This window comes from Micromonospora antibiotica, assembly GCF_017599305.1.
In the GTDB taxonomy this organism is placed as follows: Bacteria; Actinomycetota; Actinomycetes; order Mycobacteriales; family Micromonosporaceae; genus Micromonospora; species Micromonospora antibiotica.
This window is the reverse complement of the sequence record NZ_JAGFWR010000006.1, coordinates 276,798-294,996: the sequence shown is the minus strand read 5'-3', so window position 1 is coordinate 294,996 and position 18,199 is coordinate 276,798. Positions and strand designations below refer to the sequence as shown.

Below are 18,199 nucleotides of genomic sequence, written 5' to 3'. Positions count from 1 at the left end.
AGCACCGGCGGGGATGGTGGACAATCGACCGGTGGGCACGTCGCACGGTCAGACCATCACGCCATCCCGCCGGTAGTGGTGTGCCAGGCAGCGCCGACCACGTCGCGGGCCAGGCACGCGGAGCAGCGAGCTAAGGGCGGCCATGTCAACGCAGCAGGTGGGTGTCGAACTCCGACTGTTGGGTCCGGTGCGAGCCCTGCGGGACGGCACCGAGCTCGTGCTCGGCTCGGCACGCCGTACCGCCGTCCTCTGCGTGCTCGCGCTGCGTGCCGGGGAGGCCGTCTCCCGTGACCAACTGGTCGACGCCGTCTGGGGAGACGATCCGCCGCAGAGTGCCGCCGGCAACGTCTACACCTACGTGTCCACGCTGCGTCAGTTGCTGGAACCGGCCCGGGGTCGATGGACGGCGGGACGGCTGCTCAGCTCGGGCGGCGGCAGCTACCAGTTGCACCTCACCCCGACCTCGGTCGACGTCCTCAGGTTCGAGTCGCTGCACGCGCAGGCCCAGCGGCAACGGTCCACCGGCCACACCGACGCCGAACTGAACGCCACGGCCGCGGCCCTGCGCCTGTGGCGTGGCGAGGCGTTCGCCGGGGTGCCCGGGCCGTTCGCCGAGCAACAGCGGTCCCGCCTGACCGCGCTGCGGATCGCCACGGCCGAGCGGTACGCCGAGTTGCTGACCGGGCGCGGACGCCAGCAGGAGGCGGCTCAGGTCCTCCGGGAGCTGATGACGGCCCATCCGCACCGGGAGGAACCCCGTCGCACATTCGTCGTCGCGCCACCGGTGGCGGCCCGGCCCACGGATTCCCGCGTGTCCACCGGCGGTTCGCGGCCGGTCGGATCACCCGTTGCCGCCCGCCCCGTCGAGTTGGCCAGCCGGTCGACGGTCCCCAGCGCAGGCATACCGGCGGCTGCCCCGGCCGAACCGCCCGTCCGCATCGACGCTGCCCCGCTGCTGGGTCGGGACCGGGAACTGCTTCGGCTGCGACGGGCCGTGACCGGGGTCGCCGCCGGGAGAGGCGGCAGCATCCTGCTCGAAGGCCCGGCCGGCATCGGCAAGACGGCGCTGCTCAGGGCCGCGCTGCCCCATGCCCCAGCCGGGTGCCGCCTCGGCTGGGCGGTCGGCGACGAGGCCACCCGGGACGCCCCGTCCGGCACCCTGCGTGACTGCGTCGAGTCCGCACTGACCACCGGGCCGGGCCGGCGCGCGGTGGGAGCACAGGCCACCGCCGCGGACCCGGGGGGCGAGCCCGGTGCCGACCAGGCCGGCGACCGGCTGCTGGCCGACTGGGGCGACCAGGTCGACGCCACCGACCCGGATCGGACGGACGCCGACGTGGCGACCCGGACGGTGCAGCTGGTCCGTCGCGCCACGACCGAGACGCCGCTGATTCTCGTCATCGACGATCTGCACTGGGCCGACCCGGCCACGCTGCGGGCCTGGGAAACGCTGGGCGCCCAGGCGCGGGAGCTGCCGCTGCTGCTGGTCGCCGCCGTGCGCTCCGGTGCCGAACGGGCGGTCGGGCCGGCCACCGCCGAAACTCTCACGCTCGGTCCGCTGGACTCCCGATCGGCGGGCGCACTGGTCCGGGCGGTCGCGTCGCCACCGCCCGAGCCCGACGACCTGACCCGGATCCTCGACGATGCCGACGGGCACCCGCAATACCTGCGGCAACTCGCGACGGAGGGAATCGACCCGTTCCCGGGGTCCGGCCTGGTCGCGGCGGTCACCGCACATCTCTCCCCGTTCCCCGACGACACCCGCCAGGTGCTGCGGGCGGTCGCGTTTCTCAGCGCGTACGAGGTGCGGGCACCGGGCTCGCAGCCCGCCGGCTGCACGATGGCCGAGGTGGGTGCGGTCACCGGCCACCCGGCCGACGACCTCGCCCGGATGCTGGCCCCGGTGCGGGCCGCAGGGATCCTCGCGCCGGGGGACCGGCTGCGCCTGCGGCACCGGGTCGTGGCCCGCACGCTGTGCGAGAGCACCCCCGCCGCGCTGCGGGTCACCCTCTGCCGCCGGTACGCGCAGCGGCTCGCCGAAGCGGGCACGGCACCCGAGCGGGTGGTCGCCCTGATGCTCGTCGGGAAGGCTCTGGTCGACGAATGCTCCGCCAACTGGTTGGCCGAACATGTCGAACGGGTGGCCGAGGCGGCACCGGGGATCGCCATCGCCGTGCTCGCGCAGGCGCACGCCCAGCACACCCTCGACCCGGCCCGACGCCTCACGCTCACCGCGTGGCTGGCCCGGCTGCTGCTGCGTGCGGATCGCAACGCCGCAGCCGAGGCCGGCTGGGTCGCGGCCCGTACCGCCGACCCGGAACTCGCCGGCGAGATGCGCTGGATCGCCGCGCACAGCCACGAGCGGCGGGGCGACTTCGAGACCGCGGCGCAGATCGCCCATGCGGCGTTGCGGGAACGCCGCATCGGCGGGCACTGGATCGAGCAGCTACGTCTGCTGCTCGGCCGGATCCGGCCGAGCCTGCCGGGCAAACCGACCGAACCGCAGCTGTCCCGGTCCCGGCTCCTCGGCGGCGGAAGGCCCTCCGTCTCGTGACCGGTGGTCCTGTCCGTGGCACGGACCGTCTCCCGGTTCCCGGGCCGGAGGGTCGATGACGACCACTGCGGAGGACCGGCTGCGGGTCGCCGTCCTCGGACCGGTCCGGGCCTGGCGCGGAGATCAGGAGCTGCCGTTGGGGCCGGCCCGGCAACGGACGGTCTTCGCGCTGCTCGCCGCAGCCGCCGGGCGCGACGTCGGACGCGACGCGCTGATCGCGGGGGTGTGGGGACCAGCGCCGCCACCCACGGCGGTGGGCAGTGTGTACACGTACGTGTCCGGGTTGCGTCGTGTCCTCGGACCCGGGTCGCTGACCTCTGGTCGGCACGGCTACGCCCTGCGCCTGCACCCCGACGACCTGGACAGCGATCGGTTCGACCGGCTCAGCGCCGAGGCGGAGCGGCTGCGCGTGGCCGGCGACGGGACGGCCGCCGTGGCCCGGCTCGACGAGGCGCTACGGCTGTGGCACGGCGAGGCGTACGCGGGACTCACCGGTGCGCGCATCGACGCGGAACGCAGCCGGCTCGCCAGCCGGCGACTCGGTGCCACCGAGCAGCGTGCCCGCCTCCTCGTCGAGCTGGGCGACGACGGCGTGCTGGCCGACCTTGCCGGGCTGATCCGCGACCATCCGCTGCACGAACCGCTGCACGAGCTGCTGATGCTGGCCCTGCACCGCGGCGGCTGCAGGGCGGAGGCGCTGCGGGTCTACCGGGCGATCCGGGACGCTCTGCGCGCCGAACTCGGCGTCGAACCGGGCCCCGCCCTCGCCCGGCTGCACGAGATCGTCTCCGGTGCCCCGTCCGACGCGCACCGCGATGCGCCGGCACCGGCCCGGACCGGCCGGGCGGCTCTTGCGGGCCGCGATGCCGAACTGGGCCGGCTGCGGCAACTGGTCGCCGCGGCCGCGGCCGGTCAGGGTGCCGTGGCCTGGGTCGAGGGTGAGGCCGGCATCGGCAAGACGACTCTTCTCCACGCCGCGCTCGACGACGCGGCCGAGCGCGGCTGCCGGGTCGCCTGGGGAACCGCCCAGGAGCCGGACCAGCATGTGCCACTCTCGACGGTGATCCGGGCGTTGGGGCTGACGGCCGACCCCGCCGCAGGTCACGCCTCCGGTGGGCGGGCCGGGTCGGCCGGTGCCGCCACCCCGGCGACGACCGAACGGGTCCTGGCCGAGGTGCGCGCCGCGTGCGCCACCGCCCCCCTGCTGCTGGTCCTGGACGGGCTGCACAGCGTCGATCGATCCGCTGTGGCGTGCTGGGAGCGGCTGGTCGCCGGCACCCGCCGGCTGCCGCTGCTGGTGGTGGCAGCCGCCCGGCTGGAGCCGGGCGATCGGGAGCTGGCCCGGCTCCGCCGCGCCGTCCAGGCGAGACAGGGACACCTGCTCCCGCTGGAGGCCCTGCCGGCGGACGTGATCGAGCAGACGCTGACCGACCTGGTGGGGGTGCCCCCCGGGCCCAACCTGGCCGAGGTGGTCGCCATCTCGGCGGGCAATCCCCGCTACGCCCACGAGCTGACCACGGACCTGCTGCGTCGGGATCTGGTGCAGGTGGTCGACGGCAGGGCCGACATCCCCGGCACCACGGCGATCGAAGCCCCCCGCCCGCTGCTCGCGATGATCCGTGCCGCCATGGACGGCCTCACGGCCGGCACCCAGGAGGTGCTCCGGACGGCGGCGCTGCTCGGTGCCCGGTTCTCCGTCGACGACCTCGGCGCGGTGACCGGCCGCTCCGCCGTCGACCTGGTGTCCGGCGTGGAGGAGGCACTCGCCGCGCGGGTCGTCGTGCCCGCCGACGACGACCTGGCCTTCCGCCACCGGTTCCTGCGGCAGGTGTTGTACGAGGGGATCCCCGCCGCGTCCCGGGCGGCTCTGCACCGGCACACCGCCGAGGTGCTGGTGAACGGTGGCAACCCGGTGGTTCGAGTGGCCGGACAACTCGCCGCGGCGGCGCCGATGGTGGACGGCTGGATGGTGTCCTGGCTGATCGACCATCAGGTCCAACTGGCCCGCCGGGCCCGCCCGCTGGCCAGTGAGCTGCTCCGCCGGGTGCTCGGCACCGACGTGCCCGATCTGCGGCAACGCGAGCGCCTGCTGATCGCGCTGGTCCGCATCGAGTTCCGGCAGGGGCGTCCGGCGCTGGACGAGGCGCGGGAGGCGGTCCGGCTCGCCTCGGACCCGGCCGACCGCGCCGAGATGCGCCACCTGCTCGCCACGATGACCCGTCGGGGCGGTGACGTCGCGGCGGCGTTCGGCATCGTCGAGGAGGCGCTCGCCGACCCCGCCGTACCCGCGTTCTGGCACACCCGGCACCGGATCCTGCTGGCCAGCCTGCACCGGGGCCCACTCGACGACCTGGACCGGGTGGACCGGGCGGCGGCGGCGCGGCACGCCGCCGCGCTCGCCGCGAACCAGCCCCACGAGGCGGTGTTCGCGCTGCAGACGACCTGGTTGACCAACACGATCCGCCGCGACCACGAGCGGGCGCTGGAGTACGTCGACCGTGCGCTGGACGTCATGCGGGACCATCCGGCCTTCGGCGGCCTGTACCTCGATCTGCTCGACAACCGGACGTTCACGCTCCAGAACCTGGACCGGCTGGAGGACGCCGAGCGGACGTTGCGCGAGGCCGCGCTCTTCGCGCTGCGGCACCGGCTGCCGTCCGGCCTGCACGTCACCGCAGCGGTGCAGCACTACTGGTCGGGCCGCTGGGACGACGTGTTGTCCGTGGTCAGCGCGGTCACCGACGACCCGCCCGGCGCCACCCTGCTGGGCACCCGGGAGCCCGGGGCGGTCGCCGTGCTGCTGCACGGTACGGCGGCGCTGGTCGCCGCGCACCGCGACGACGCCGTGCTGGCCAGCGGGCACCTGGACTCGACCGAGCTGCTGCCGGCCACCGCCGCCGAGCGCGAGAGCGGCGACTTCCTGCTGGTCGCCCGTTCGATGCTCGCCGAGCAGCAGGGCCGCGCCGAGCAGGCGCTGCACCTGCTCGACCCGCTGCTGACGCGGGCGTACGCCCCACTGCTGCTGCGGCACCAGTGGCTGCCCGGCGTCGTCCGGCTCGCGCTGGAGCTGGGTCGGCACGACGTGGCCGAACAGGCGGTTGCCAGCTGTGCCGACGAGGCGGCCAGGGAGGTCCGGCCGGGGCGGGCGCACCGGGCGGCGGCCCGCTGCCGGGCGCTGCTCACCGGCGACCCGGAGCCTGCGCTGGCGGTGGCGGCGCACTACCGGGCGGCCGGCCGGGTGGTGGAGTTGGCCGCAGCCCTGGAGGATGCCGCGGTGCTCCTCGCGGCCGGTCGGCAGCCGCACGCGGCGGCGCGGGCAGGCGGCGAGGCGGCGGGTCTGTACGCCGTGCTCGGCGCCCGGTGGGACCTGCGCCGCACCCGTCGCCGGCTGGGCGGGTTCGGGGTGGAACCGGCGGCCGGCCACGAGCCGTCGGGGCGGGGCGCTCAGCGCACCTCGATCTCGTACAGCGAGTAGCCGTAGGGGCCGACGCGCTCGGTGCAGTACACCCGTACGTGGCGACCGACCGCGCCGTCGGTGTCGATCTGCGCGATCCCGCCCTTGCCCGACTCGGTGCGGTACACGGTCGTCCACCGCTGGCCGTCCGTGGAGACCTCCACCCGGTAGGCGGTGGCGAAGGCCATCTCCCAGTGCAACACGACCTTGTGGATCTGCCACTGCTTGCCCAGATCCACGGCCAACCACTGGGGATCGCTGAACAGGCTGGCCCACCGGGTCGTGGGGTCGCCGTCCACGGCGTCCCCGGCGGGCCACGGATGGCCTTCCACGGTGGAAGCCGTCGCGAACTTGTCGAGGGCCAGGTTACGGCCGGCGTCGTTGACCAGGCCCCGCCCGGTGGGGCTGGGCGTCGGCCGGGAGGGTTTGTCGGCGACGGTCGGCGGGCTGCTCGGCCGAGCCGAGCGGGGCGCGGCGGTGGGCGAGGGGGTGCGTTCGGGAGCGGATGTCTGGGCGGCGACCATCCTCGTCGGTGGCGGTGCCGCGGCAGACGAGGAGGTGGGACGTTGCGCCGAGGGCGCGTCGTGGGGGATGGCGTTCCACCCGATGGCGATCGCCGCGGCGAGCACCGGCAGCACGGCCAGGGCGACCAGGGCCACCCGCTTGCGGCGGGCCGACCGGACCGGCCGTTCGGCCGGCGTCGCCGGCGGTGGCGTGGGGCTCGGCGTCAGTGTGCCGGGCTGGCTGCCCAGCAGGATCGCGAGCAGCTCCGGGGCGGTCGGCCGGCTGGCCGGGTCCTTCGCCAACGCCGCGCTCACCGCTGGCCTGAGGAACTCCGGCAACCCGTCGAGCTGCGGCGGCTGGGTGAGGATGCGTCCCGCGGTCGCCGACGGCGAGTCACCCTCGAACGGTGTCTTCCCGGTGCCGGCGAAGGCGATCACACAGCCCCAGGCGAACACGTCGGCCGCGGCGGTGACCGGTGTGGTCTTCTCACCGGAGAACCGCTCCGGGGCCATGTAGGCCACCGTGCCGACCATGACGTCGGTTCGGGTGTGCCGGCTGGTCGTCTCGAACGACCGCGCGATACCGAAGTCGATGACCTTGGGGCTGCCCAACGCCAGCAGGACGTTGTCCGGCTTGAGGTCGCGGTGGATGATGCCCGCGCCGTGAATGCCGGTCAGCGCGGTGGCGACCCCCACCGCGAGGGACTGCAGCGCCCCACCGCGCATCGGGCCGCGTTCGGCGATCACCTCGTCCAGGCTGGGGCCGTCGATGTACTCGACGACGAGGTACGGCGGGTCGTGGTCGAGGTCGGCGTGGAAGAACTCGGCCGTACAGAACGACGGTACCTGCCGGGCCCGCTCGACCTCGCCGCGGAAGCGGCTGGCGAACTCGGGATCGGTCGTGAGGTCGGGGTGGATGAGCTTGACCGCCACATAACTGCCGTCGTCACTCTCCGCAAGGTAGACCACTCCCATCCCACCCCGGCCGAGGCGGCCGACGAGCAGGTAGTCACCCAGCCGCTCGGGATCGGTCGCGCGTAGCGGACTCACACGGTAGGCGGTTTCGATCATGTCTCCTTTGAGGATGAGATCGGCGGCTGTGCGCCAGGCGACCTACGCCGACATCATCAGGTATACCAAGACAACGACCGCCGACAAAGCCGTCGACCGTGGTCGCTGCCGGCAGCGGACGACGCTGCGTACGGCCGCCCGAGCCCACCCCCGGGGCCGTCGACCGCGGGCCGTCACGCGACGCCCGGGAGGCACGTCAGGCGTTGCGCCGTCGCGTCGCCGACCCGACCGCGTCGGCCGGTCGCCGCCCAACGATCGCGGCAACGCGACAGCGACGTCAACGCGAACTCGTCGAAGGGGACCCGTCCGTGGCAGGGCTCCTCGGCGGTGAGTTCGCGCAGCAGCAGGCGGCCGGGCTGGTGGCGGTCCGGTGGCGTCGTCGCCAGCACCCGGAAGCGGGTACCGGGTAGGAACAACACCCGGCCGGCAGCGCGATGCTCGCCCTCCGGCTCCAGCAGGCGGGTCCGGCGGGCGGTCATCGACCAGAGCAGGACGTCGACGTTGCCGGGGACGTTCACGGGCGGCTCGGTCAGCGCATGGGTGAACCCCCGCTCCGTCAGCGTCTCCCGGGCGGCGACGTCCCGCAGGTCGTCGCCGGGGAGCGTGGCGGACAGGCACACGGCACCCCGGTGGGCCGGGAGCCGGGCGACCCCGGCCGCCACGCACCGGGCGAAGTGCGTCACGTCGCCGGCCGGTCCGGCACGCAGCGCCCGGTCAACGGCCTCGCCCGGGGCCGACAGGTACAGGCGTACGGCGACCGCGTCGGCCAGCGAGTCGTCGTCCGGGTACAGCCCGGGGTGTTCGGCGAGGAGCCGGGAGATCGCCGGGGTGGCGGCGTCGAACTCCCGGCGGTGCCGCCACCGCAGCCACGACCGCGCCGAGTCGAGCCCGGTCGGGGCGGACAGTCCCGGTGCGTCCGGCGTCGGCGTGGGCTGGAAGCGTACGGGTCGTCGAGCGGCGTCGCAGCGGCAGGTCCCGGCCGCCGCCGGAGCCCCGGTCGGCGGCACACCCGTGCCGGGCCGGTCCCGGAGCGGGGTGACGGCACCGGCAACGGTCGGGCCGCCGGGTGGGGCCAGCAGGGCTGCCGTGACCACCGGAGCCGGTCCGGCCGCCGGTGGTTCCGGAGCCGCCACCGGCGAGGTCAGGAACTCCGCGGCGGTCGGGGTCGGCACACCGGTCCCCGCCCTGTCTCCGGACACCGTCGGCACCCAGGACGCGGACTGGGGCCCGGGAACGGAGGTCACCGCGAGTGCCTCGGCCGGCGTGGGCGTCGCCTCGGTCGACTCACCCGAGGCCAGGTCCGCCGCGGTGAACCGGTAGGTCAGTCCGGCACCCAGGTCGCCGCCGGCGCTGCCGGTGGCCGGTGCCCGCGGGCCGGTCGCGACGGCCGATGCGAGTTGCAGGGTGCTGCGGGCCCGGGTGGCCGGGTCCAGCCGGGCGGTCAGATCCTCGGCGAGCTCCCGGAACCGGGCGACCCGGGACGGGGTCGTGTCGTCGACGATGAGGGCGTGCCGGGTCGGATCCGCCGCACGGGACCGGATCCGGCCGGCGATGCCCGGGGGCTCGTCGGCGCGGATCCACAGCCCGGACGGGACGATCTCGACCACCGCGTCCGTGGCGTAGCGGTACGTCAACGGGCCCACCGGGGCGCCGAGCAGCGCCGGGGCGTGGTGACCGACGATCCGTGGTGGCCTGGCCGGGGCTGCGGGGGAGGGGCGGGGCGTGTAACAGAGCTCCCGGGCAAGGACCTGCCAGCCGAGGCTGCCGTCCGGCGTCACGGTGTGCATGTGGAGGTCCCCGGGCCGCCCGAGGGGCAGGCCACCGAAACAGACCACGGGTGATTCCAGCAGGTCCGCGAGCCGCTGGCCCAGCACCTCACCGGCGGGCAGTTGGACCGGCCCGTACTGCACGAACCGGGCGTGTCGCCGGCCGGCGGGGTCGAGTTCGCGCCAGAAGCGGGCGACGTCGTCGAGGGCCAGGGGCGGCGTGCCGGGGCAGCCGAGCACGACCGTCATCGCCTCGGGTTGGCAGGGCAGCGAGGCCACCAGCCACTGCCAGTGGCCGCCGACCGCGACCGGGTCGCGGGTGTCCCGGATCCAGACCCCACCGGGAACGGGTTCGGCGGCACCCACCGCACTGGTCGGCTGGAACCGTGCGGCAGCGGCGTCCCAGGGCGGGGCGGGGTAGCGCTGGGACTCCCAGGCCGGCCTGCGGCCCGGCAGGTACCGCACCCAGCCACTGCCCTCGGCGGTGTGGGCGAACAGGGTGCCGGCCGCCACCTGGACGGCCCGGCCGTGCGGCGTGACGACCGGACGGCGGAGCCGGTCACAGAGCCACTGCGCGGCGAGGGCCCCGGTGTCGGCGGACACCCCGCACACGACGAGCCGGATGCCGCGCCGGCACCGCTTCAGCGCCGTGGCGACCGCCCCCCAGGTGCCCACCGGGAGGTCGTGGTGCAGATCGAGTACGACGACGTCGTGGTCGGGGTCCGCGGCGACCGCCAGGGCCAACGACCGGGCCGCGACGCTGATCCGATCGTCGACGTGCAGGACCAGCGCGTTGCCGAGCCGGTGCTGGAAGATCCCCGCTGACGCCGGGGCGCGCAGTCTGCGCATCATCCTCATTCGACTGGTCCCCTCACCAGGCCCACCACCGTTGCGGTCAGTGGAGATTGATCTCGACCGCGCCCAGCTTCTCCCCGGCCAGCGCGGCGGCGTTGGCCGCGGCGGCCCGGATCGACTGGGTGATCGCCTGCTGCAGGGCCGCCACGTCGCGGGTGTCGAACACGGCAGGGCTGACCTGTACGGCCTTGAGCTGCCCGAGACCGCTGGCCAGCACGACCACCGTGCCGTCGGCGGAACGGCCGGTGACCAGGGTGTGTTCGAGGCTGGTCTGTGCCTGGCGCAGCCGTCGTTCGAAGGCGCGCCCGGCCTCGACCAGTTCCTCCCGGGTGGGCTGCGGTTGCGGCATGGCGTCTCCTCTCAGCCGACCACGGCGAGGCCGCCGTCGAGGCGGGCCGCCCGTACGGTCGGATCGTTGCGGCTGACCAGTCCGTCGAGGTCGGCCAGCGCGAGGGTGCGGGACCCGGTGGTCCGGCTCAGGCTCCGGGAGAGCAGGTGGGCGGCGCGTACGGTGCGCTCGGGTGCCCGCGCGGCCAGCCCGACGAGCGCGGCCCGGACGTCCTGCGGAATCTCGTGCCCCCGCCTGGCCAGGTTCCGCGCCAGCACCTCGGCCAGCTCGGGGACGGTGAGTTCGGGAATGGTCCAGTGCTGGCCGAACACCTCGGCGAGACCGGGCGCGGCGACCCCGAGGCGGGCCAGCGTGGCCGGCTCGGCGACCAGGACGACGACCGGGTCGCCGAGCGTGGCGTGCAGTTGCTCGACCAACGCCTCGACGATCTCCGACGCGACGCCGGTGCCGTCGTCGACATAGTCGATCATCAGGGTGCCACCGGCGGCGTCCTGGAGGGCGGCCCGGACCAGGCTGTGGACCTGCCCCGGCCACTGCGGCGCGAGGTGCTCGGCGGTCGAGACGCGCACCAGCTGGCCGACCGGCAGCAGGTCCAGCTCGGACAGGGCGGCGGCGTAGTGCCGGACGAGTTCGCTGCGGCCGCTGCCGGGCAGGCCGGAGAGCAGGACGTTTCCGTGCCGGCCGGAGGAGCGGCGACGGTTTCGCAGCTCGCACATCTGGAGCAGGGCCGCGTGGACCGCCGCGCGGGCGTCGGCCGCACCGATCAGCCGGCCGATCCGCTGCCAGCTCTGCGCGGCGTCGATCGCGTCGGACGGGTTCCGGCTCGGGTCGGGTGGGCTCTTCTGCTCGACCGGCAGCTCGTCCAGCAGCGCCAGCTCGGGGGCGATGTCCTCGGCGGTGAGCCGGTTGATCTGGGTGTCCTTGGTCGGCGGTGTGACCGCCAGCCGGGACGCCTGATTGTTGATCATCGCCTCGAACAGCTTACGGGCCACCCGACCGTTACCGAACGTCGAGGTCCTCGGGACCCGCTCGAAGTAGGCGGCCAACCCCTCGACGGCGTCGTCGGTCAGCTCGAAGTAGTGCTTGCGGCACAGATTCGAGGTGATGGTGACCAGCTCGTCGACCGAGTAGTTCGGGAACTCGACGGTCCGGGTGAACCGGGAGGCCAGACCGGGGTTGGACGCCAGGAACTTCTCCATCAGCTCCGAGTACCCGGCCACGATGACCACCAGCTCGTCACGCTGGTCCTCCATGATCTTCATGAGCGCGTCGATCGCCTCCTGACCGAAGTCCGGGCCCGACCCGCCGGAGCCGGCCGACAGGGTGTACGCCTCGTCGATGAAGAGCACCCCACCGATCGCCTGGTTGACCAGTTCCGTGGTCTTGATCGCGGTCGAGCCGATGTACTGGCCGACCAGGTCCGCCCGGGCCGCCTCGATCATGTGGCCCTTGGCCAGGATGCCCAGCTCGGCCAGGACCGCACCGTAGAGTCGCGCGACAGTGGTCTTGCCGGTCCCGGGCGGGCCGGCGAAGACCAGGTGCCGGCTCATCGGCGGCATCGGTAAGCCCATCTGCTGCCGGACCTGCGCCATCTTGATCAGGTTGATCAGCGCGGTGACCTCCTGCTTCACCCCGCGCAGACCGATCAGGCCGGTGAGCTCGCGTAACGGTCCGCTCACCTCGTCCGGCGCCGCCTCGGCGGCCGGCGGCTCGTCCGGGGTCCACTGGGGGGCGTACCCGGAGCCGGTGGGAGCCGACGAGACCGGCGTCGCCGACCGGACGGCCCGCCCGGTGGTCAGCGCGGTGATGCTCGGGTGGGCGTCGTCGGCCTGGCGGACGTCCTCGCCACCGCTGTCCCGAGCGGCACAGCGGACGATCGACACCGGCCCCGTGGTGTCCACGTCGAAACCGGCGGCTCCGCTCTCCAGCACCTCGCAGTCGGTGAAGGTGCCCCGCGAGCCGCGCTCCAACCGGATCCCCACCTGCCGGGCCCGGCGGACCCGCACCCGGCTCGCGGTCACCGTGCCGGCCGGGCCGACCCGCAGGCCGTCGCCCAGCACGTCGACGAACTCGGTGTCCTGCACCCGCAGTTCCGCGTTGTCGTCGACCCGCATCCCGGCCCCGTCCAGCACCGCCGACCGCAGGTCCAACGTGGCGCCCGAGCCGACCACCACACCGGTGGCCGCCGTACCGGTGAAGCGGGCCTCGCGGACGGTGCCCCGCGCCGCCTCCCGCAGCTCGAGCGCGACGGCGTCGGCGGCGTCGATCCCCAGATCGGTGCCGTCGAGGTCGGCACCGTCGGTGACCAGCAGCCCGGACCCGGCGGTGATCGTGGCACGCAGCCGCCGCACGGTCATCGACGCCGCACCGGTCACCACGGCCGCGTGCTCACTGCTGCCCCCGATGGTGAGCCGCTCGAAGCGGGGGGCGCTCCCGGCCTCGATGGTCACCCCCACCGGTGAGTCCGTGAAGACGCAGTCGGTGAAGGTCGGCTTCGCCGCACCGGTGATGTGCCCGGCGCTGCGCCCGGCGGAGCCGAACGTGCAGCCCTGAAAGGTGGGCGCGGCACCGTCGGCGACGTGTACGGACTGCAGCCGCGCACCGGTGAACGAGGAATCCGTGACGACCACGTCGACCTCGCCGCGCATGAACACGTCGACGTTGGCGCTCTCCCGAACCCGCAGGCGGTTGATCCGGGCGTGGCCGCGTTGTTCCACCACGAGAGCCGGTTTACCGGCGCCGGTGATCTCGCACCGCTCGACGACGAGCCGGGCGTCCCCGTTGACGCAGATGCTGTTCGCGCCGGCCCCCTGCACCGTGCACCGGCGCAGCGTCAACGAGCCGATGTCGCTGAGCACGACGCCCGAGGTGGCGACGTCGCGGATCACGGTGTCCTCCACGGTGCTCGCGCCGGGCGCCGTCACCACGATCGCGGCACCGGCGGAGGAACTGACCACACAGTTACGTAGCGCGATCGTCCCCTGCAACCGGGCCAGCAGCGTCACCCAGGCGGCCCCCTCGAACTGGCAGCCGTCCAGGGCGGCCTCGCCGGCGTAGACGTCGACCGCGGCGAGCTTCGGGTCGGCGCTCGACAGCGAGATGTCCCGCACCTGGGCACCCTCGCCGTGCACGGCGAGCACGCTCCCCTCCTCCACGTGCACCTCGACCAGGGCGCCGGGCTCGGCGGCGATGGTGATCCGGTTGCCGACCACCAGCTTCTCGGCGTACCGGCCGGCGTGGACGGTGATGGTGGCGCCCGGCTCGGCACGGGCGACGGCCGCGCCGATGGTGGTGAACGCGCCCGGTTGTCCGCCACCCACTGTCAGCAGCTGTCGGCTCATCGCGCGGGTCACCCCTTCTTCCGGGCCGGTGGGCCGACGAGACCGGGTAGCGTGCCGAAGCGGCCGGCCGAGGCGGGACCGACGCGGTGTCGGGCGTCCATACCGTCCCACCGGTCGAGGCTGCGGCGCAGGGACGTCACGGCCAGTTCGTCGAGCGACAGCCGGTTCTGGTCGACGCGGCCGTCGTCGTCGATCTCGTTGACACCGATCTCGCGGAGCAGAATGGCACCCCGCCGCTCACCGTCCGGTTCTGCCGTGTCCAGGACCTTGAAGTGGGTGCCGGGCAGGAACACCACCCGGTCCTCGACGCGCTCGTCCCCGTCCGGTTCCAACAGGGCGGTGCGACGGGCGGTCATCGACCAGATCAGCACGTCGGTGTCGCCGTCCTGGCCGGCGCAGGGCGCGGTCAGCATGGTGACGAAGCTCCAGTCGGTGACCAGGCGTCGGCCCCGGTACAGGTGCCATTCCTCGGTGCTCGGCGAGGTGCGCATGACGGTGCTGCCCCGCACCGACGGCAGCCGGGAGAGGCCGGAGACCGCGCACCGGGCCAGGGGGACGTGCGGGCCGACCGCGCCCGATCGCAGGCCGGCGTCGATCCCCGCGCCCCGGCGGGTCAGGAACAGCTGGGCCGCCACCGAGTCGACGAGGACGTCGTCGGCGCTGCCCGTACCACCGGCCTTCATGCCCGGATGCTCCGACATGAGCCGGGAGACCGAGCTGGCCATGGTGTCGAAGTCCCGGCTCAGGGAGCGGCGCAGCCAGGCCCTCTCCTCCGCCAGCCCGCGATGCGGCAGCTGCGCGGAGGTCTCCGGCGTCGCCACCGGCTGCAGCCGGAAGCGGGACGGCGCGTCCGCCGTCGCCGGGTCGCCCGTTCGAACGGGCGTCGCCGTGGGCGGGCCCGCTACCGACGCCGTCGACACCGCCACCGGCAGGGCCGGTGGCGGCGCGGGGGGAGCCGGGTCCCCGGCTGCCCGGAACGCGACAGTGGCCGGCGAAGCGGACGCGACGGCGGCGGGCCCGGCGGCCGAAGCGGCTTCGACAGCCGGACCGGAAGCGACAGCCGGACCCGAAGCGACAGCTGGATCGGAAGCGACAGCCGAAGCGCCTTCGACAGCTGGATCGGAAGCGGCAGTTGGATCGGAAGCGACAGCCGGCGGGGGACCGACCAACGGAGCTGACCCGGCCGGTGCAGCGGGTTCGACCGGCCGGGCGGATCCGGCCGCCGCGCCGGGCTCAGCCGGCATAGCGGGCTCGGCCGGTGCGGCGGGCTCGGCCGGTGCGGGTGCCGGCACCGGCGGGGCGGCGCGCAGGGCGGCGGCGACTGACGAGAGCGGCCAGCGGGCTGGTGGCCAGTACCCCGGCAGGTGCCCCGCTTGCGGGTCGCCGGGTCCGTCGATCGAGGACTCGGTCGGGATCTCCACCGGGGCGGGCGGAGCTTCCGGAGCCGGCGGCACCACCTGCGCCGTTGGTACCACCTGCGTGGGCGGTACCACCTGAGTCGGCGTGACCGTCGGGACGGCGGGCTGCGCCGGCCCGGTCGGCGGCAACGCGACAGGTACGGCGATGGCGGTGACCGCCGAGATCGCCGCGGGTCCGGTGAGGGCATGGGTGGCCCCGGCCGGTGGCGTCGACGGTGACCCGAGCGCCGGCATCAGGTTCGCCTCGGCCCGGCTGCCCGGCCTACGCCCCGGCACCAGCATCGAGGCCGGCACCAGCGCGCTGGACTGTCCCACGGCGCGGTCGATCCGCGCCGCCAGGTCCGCGGCGAGTTCACGCATCCGGGCCGTCCGCTGCGGCACCGAGTCATCGAAGACCATGGTGACGTCCGCCGGGTCGAGGGGAGTGGCCCGGACCCGTTCCGCGTTCCCCGGTTCGTCCGCCGGGCGGACCCACAGCCCGGCCTCGATCACCTCGACCACGGCGTCCGGGGCGTACCAGTACACCCGAGGCGCGATCTCCTCCGTCCACTGGAGCGGGCCGCGATGACTGAGCAGCAGCGGCCGGCGGGCCAGCGAATTGGGGTGCGGCCGGGGCGAGTAGCCCAGTTCCAGGGCGAACGGCGGCCAGCCCAGGACACCGTCCGCGCGTACCGTCCGGATCTCGAACTTGCCGGGCATGCCGACCGGAACGCCCGGGTAGCAGACGACCCTGGTGGACAGCAGGTCGGCCAGTGTCTGACCGAACAACTCACCCTCGGGTACGCGTAGCTCGCCGTACTGCACGAAGCGGGCACGCAGCCGGCTGTCCGGATCCAGGTCGCGCCAGAACCGGACCACGTCGTCGAGCGGGAGCGGCTCGGTGCCCGGGCAGCCGAGCAGGACGGTCATCGTCTCGGGATGGCACGGCACGTCGGCGACGAGGCGGCCGCGGTGCTCAGCGATGACGTCCGGCGTCCGTACGCCGTGGATCCACACGCCGCCCGGCAGCGGCTCGATCTCCCCGGTGGAGCTGGACGCCCGACGTTCGGTCGCGGCACGGTCCCAGACCGGAGCCGGGTATCGCTTGGCGTCCCAGGCCGGTGGCTTGCCGGGCCGGAACCGCACCCAGCCGCTGCCCGGCTTGGAGTGTACGAACAGCGCACCGGCAGCCCCCCGGGCCAGGTCACCGTCGGGCGCGATCACCGTCCGGTTGAGCCGCTCGGACAGCCACTGCCCGGCCATCGCCGCGGTGTCGGTGCGCTGACCGCAGGCGACCAGGCGGATGCCGCGCCGACGCCGTGGCAGCACACCGGCCATCGACTCCCAGGAGCCGATCGGGATGCCGCTGCCCAGATCCAGCAGGACCACGTCGTTGTCGGCGTCGGCCACCATGGCGAGCGCGAGGGACTGCGCCTCCCGGCTGATCTGGTAAGGATGGTGCAGGACCAGCGCGTTGCCGACGGTGTGTTGCACCATGTCGCCGGGCTCGCTCCGCCCGACGCGCAGCAGATCTCGGATGGATGCCATCGACGCTACCCCCTAGCAAGACCGTTGACGGCCGTACGACTGAGCACCGGGCCCGGCGGCACCGACGCCAGCAGGCCCTTCGGGAACGGGACGGCAGCCGCCGAGTTGAGCTTCAGCGCGGCGACGGTGTCCTGGTCGGCGAGGTGGTAGGCGACGCCCTGCTCCGAGATCAGCACCAGCTCGGCGCCGGTCCTGGCCCTGGGCACCGGCGTCACCGTCATCCCGGACCCCGGCTCGACCAGCACCGTGGTCGTGCCGTCGGCGGCGACCCCCGAGGCGGATCGGTCGACGAGCACCAGCTCGCTGCCGACCGTCTCCGCGTCGAACGGCTGCTGTCGCAGGCAGAGCACCCGACCGCCGGGGTCCTGCCACCGGTAACCGGTCAGGTCGGGCAGCCGGTCGGTCAGCGTACGGTCGCTGGAGCGGGGCGCGGCGGCTACGTCGGCCGCGCCCAGGGACACCGGCGGTGCGCCGTCGCGCACCGCGGCCAGGACGAACTCCATCCGGTTGACGGGTGCCAGGCCGTCGGCGCGGAGCACGAAGAGCTGCTCCGTGCCGGCGGACGGCTGCTGCCGGAACAGGGTGCCCACCGGGTGGACGCGACCACCGACCCGGGGGCCCTCGTCGCCCGCGCCCGGAATCCGGGCCGCAGCGAGCGTGACACCGGTCGGCAGCTCGGCCAACCAGGCGGCCGGGGCGACGGCCACCCGCACGTTGGCGGCGTCGAGGGCGACCAGCACCGACTCGTCGGCCATCGGGAACTTGCCCGACCCGACGAGCAGGTACGTGACCCCGTCCGGCCCGCGGACCACCGCGAAGGTGTCGCCGGTCGACGGGGTGGCGGCGGCCCGGGGGGAGAGGTTCAGGCCGAGCCCGGCACCGGGTGCGTCCACCACCGAGCCCGGCAGGCAGACCAGCCACGGCCCGTGGGCCAACGCGCCCGCGGCGGGAACGGACTGCGGCGCGTCGGCGATGCCGATCTCCGGGCCGCGTGGCAGGTCCTTCAGCGAGTTGCGCGAGATGAGCTTCACCGTGGCCGACGGGCCCTGCAGGAGCATCGCGGAGGTCAGGTTCGGCGTCGGGTGGAGCACCCCGCCCCGGTAGACGTAGCGGACGCCGCTCTCCTTCTCGACCAGGATCACGCCGGCCTGGCGGTACGCCCGGCTGCCACCGGGGACGATCCAGCCGTAGACGGCGAACCCGCCACCGACCAGGAGCACCACGATCAGCCCGATCAGCAGGCCGGTCAGGGCCCGCTGCCCGGGAATCCGCGCGCTGGTGGGGTCACCCTCGACGAGCGCCGAACTGAGCCGACCCGTCATGAAGGTGTGGGCGTGCACGTGGTCGCGTTGGGTCTGCAC

Annotated in this window: 8 protein-coding genes; 2 read left to right on the top strand and 6 right to left on the bottom strand. The window is 74.4% G+C overall.

Annotated features, from left to right (window positions below; translation table 11 throughout):
* The first annotated feature begins 142 nt into the window (after positions 1 to 142).
* Both JQN83_RS14350 and JQN83_RS14345 read left to right on the top strand, forming a co-directional pair.
* The gene (locus tag JQN83_RS14350; protein WP_208567631.1) at positions 143 to 2,554 is read left to right on the top strand and encodes an ATP-binding protein; all 2,412 of its coding nucleotides are present in this window, start codon (positions 143 to 145) and stop codon (positions 2,552 to 2,554) included.
* Positions 2,555 to 2,609: 55 nt separating this feature from the next.
* The gene (locus JQN83_RS14345; RefSeq protein ID WP_208567630.1) at positions 2,610 to 6,029 is read left to right on the top strand and encodes an ATP-binding protein; all 3,420 of its coding nucleotides are present in this window, start codon (positions 2,610 to 2,612) and stop codon (positions 6,027 to 6,029) included.
* On the opposite strand, the gene JQN83_RS14340 is transcribed toward JQN83_RS14345, so the two are convergent.
* The 6 genes from JQN83_RS14340 to eccB all read right to left on the bottom strand — a co-directional run bounded on the left by JQN83_RS14340 (position 5,999) and on the right by eccB (position 18,199).
* Positions 5,999 to 7,582 (bottom strand): protein kinase domain-containing protein, encoded by a 1,584-nt coding sequence (locus JQN83_RS14340; RefSeq protein ID WP_208567629.1) that lies wholly within the window; start codon positions 7,580 to 7,582, stop codon positions 5,999 to 6,001. The two genes, JQN83_RS14345 and JQN83_RS14340, sit on opposite strands and share 31 nt — an antisense overlap.
* A gap of 173 nt (positions 7,583 to 7,755) precedes the next feature.
* Complete coding sequence (locus tag JQN83_RS14335) at positions 7,756 to 10,197, bottom strand: hypothetical protein (protein WP_208567628.1); 2,442 nt, start codon at positions 10,195 to 10,197, stop codon at positions 7,756 to 7,758.
* Between the two features lie 46 nt (positions 10,198 to 10,243).
* Positions 10,244 to 10,552: a YbaB/EbfC family nucleoid-associated protein gene (locus JQN83_RS14330; protein ID WP_208567627.1), complete on the bottom strand. Its 309-nt coding sequence runs from the start codon at positions 10,550 to 10,552 to the stop codon at positions 10,244 to 10,246.
* Positions 10,553 to 10,563: 11 nt separating this feature from the next.
* A complete protein-coding gene (locus tag JQN83_RS14325; protein ID WP_208567626.1) occupies positions 10,564 to 13,893 on the bottom strand; it encodes a right-handed parallel beta-helix repeat-containing protein in 3,330 nt (1,109 codons plus the stop codon).
* An 8-nt stretch (positions 13,894 to 13,901) separates the two neighbouring features.
* The gene (locus JQN83_RS14320; protein WP_208567625.1) at positions 13,902 to 16,838 is read right to left on the bottom strand and encodes a hypothetical protein; all 2,937 of its coding nucleotides are present in this window, start codon (positions 16,836 to 16,838) and stop codon (positions 13,902 to 13,904) included.
* Between the two features lie 5 nt (positions 16,839 to 16,843).
* Positions 16,844 to 18,199 carry a type VII secretion protein EccB gene (gene eccB / locus JQN83_RS14315; protein ID WP_208567624.1) on the bottom strand — a complete coding sequence of 452 codons (1,356 nt, stop codon included), beginning with the start codon at positions 18,197 to 18,199 and terminating at the stop codon, positions 16,844 to 16,846.

Excerpts from the sequence above, each read along its gene's own strand:
- JQN83_RS14320 (WP_208567625.1), bottom strand. The coding sequence starts at position 16,838 with ATGGCATCCATCCGAGATCTGCTGCGCGTCGGGCGGAGCGAGCCCGGC.
- JQN83_RS14340 (WP_208567629.1), bottom strand. The coding sequence starts at position 7,582 with ATGATCGAAACCGCCTACCGTGTGAGTCCGCTACGCGCGACCGATCCC.
- JQN83_RS14325 (WP_208567626.1), bottom strand. The coding sequence starts at position 13,893 with ATGAGCCGACAGCTGCTGACAGTGGGTGGCGGACAACCGGGCGCGTTC.
- JQN83_RS14350 (WP_208567631.1), top strand. The coding sequence starts at position 143 with ATGTCAACGCAGCAGGTGGGTGTCGAACTCCGACTGTTGGGTCCGGTG.
- JQN83_RS14345 (WP_208567630.1), top strand. The coding sequence starts at position 2,610 with ATGACGACCACTGCGGAGGACCGGCTGCGGGTCGCCGTCCTCGGACCG.
- JQN83_RS14335 (WP_208567628.1), bottom strand. The coding sequence starts at position 10,197 with ATGCGCAGACTGCGCGCCCCGGCGTCAGCGGGGATCTTCCAGCACCGG.
- JQN83_RS14330 (WP_208567627.1), bottom strand. The coding sequence starts at position 10,552 with ATGCCGCAACCGCAGCCCACCCGGGAGGAACTGGTCGAGGCCGGGCGC.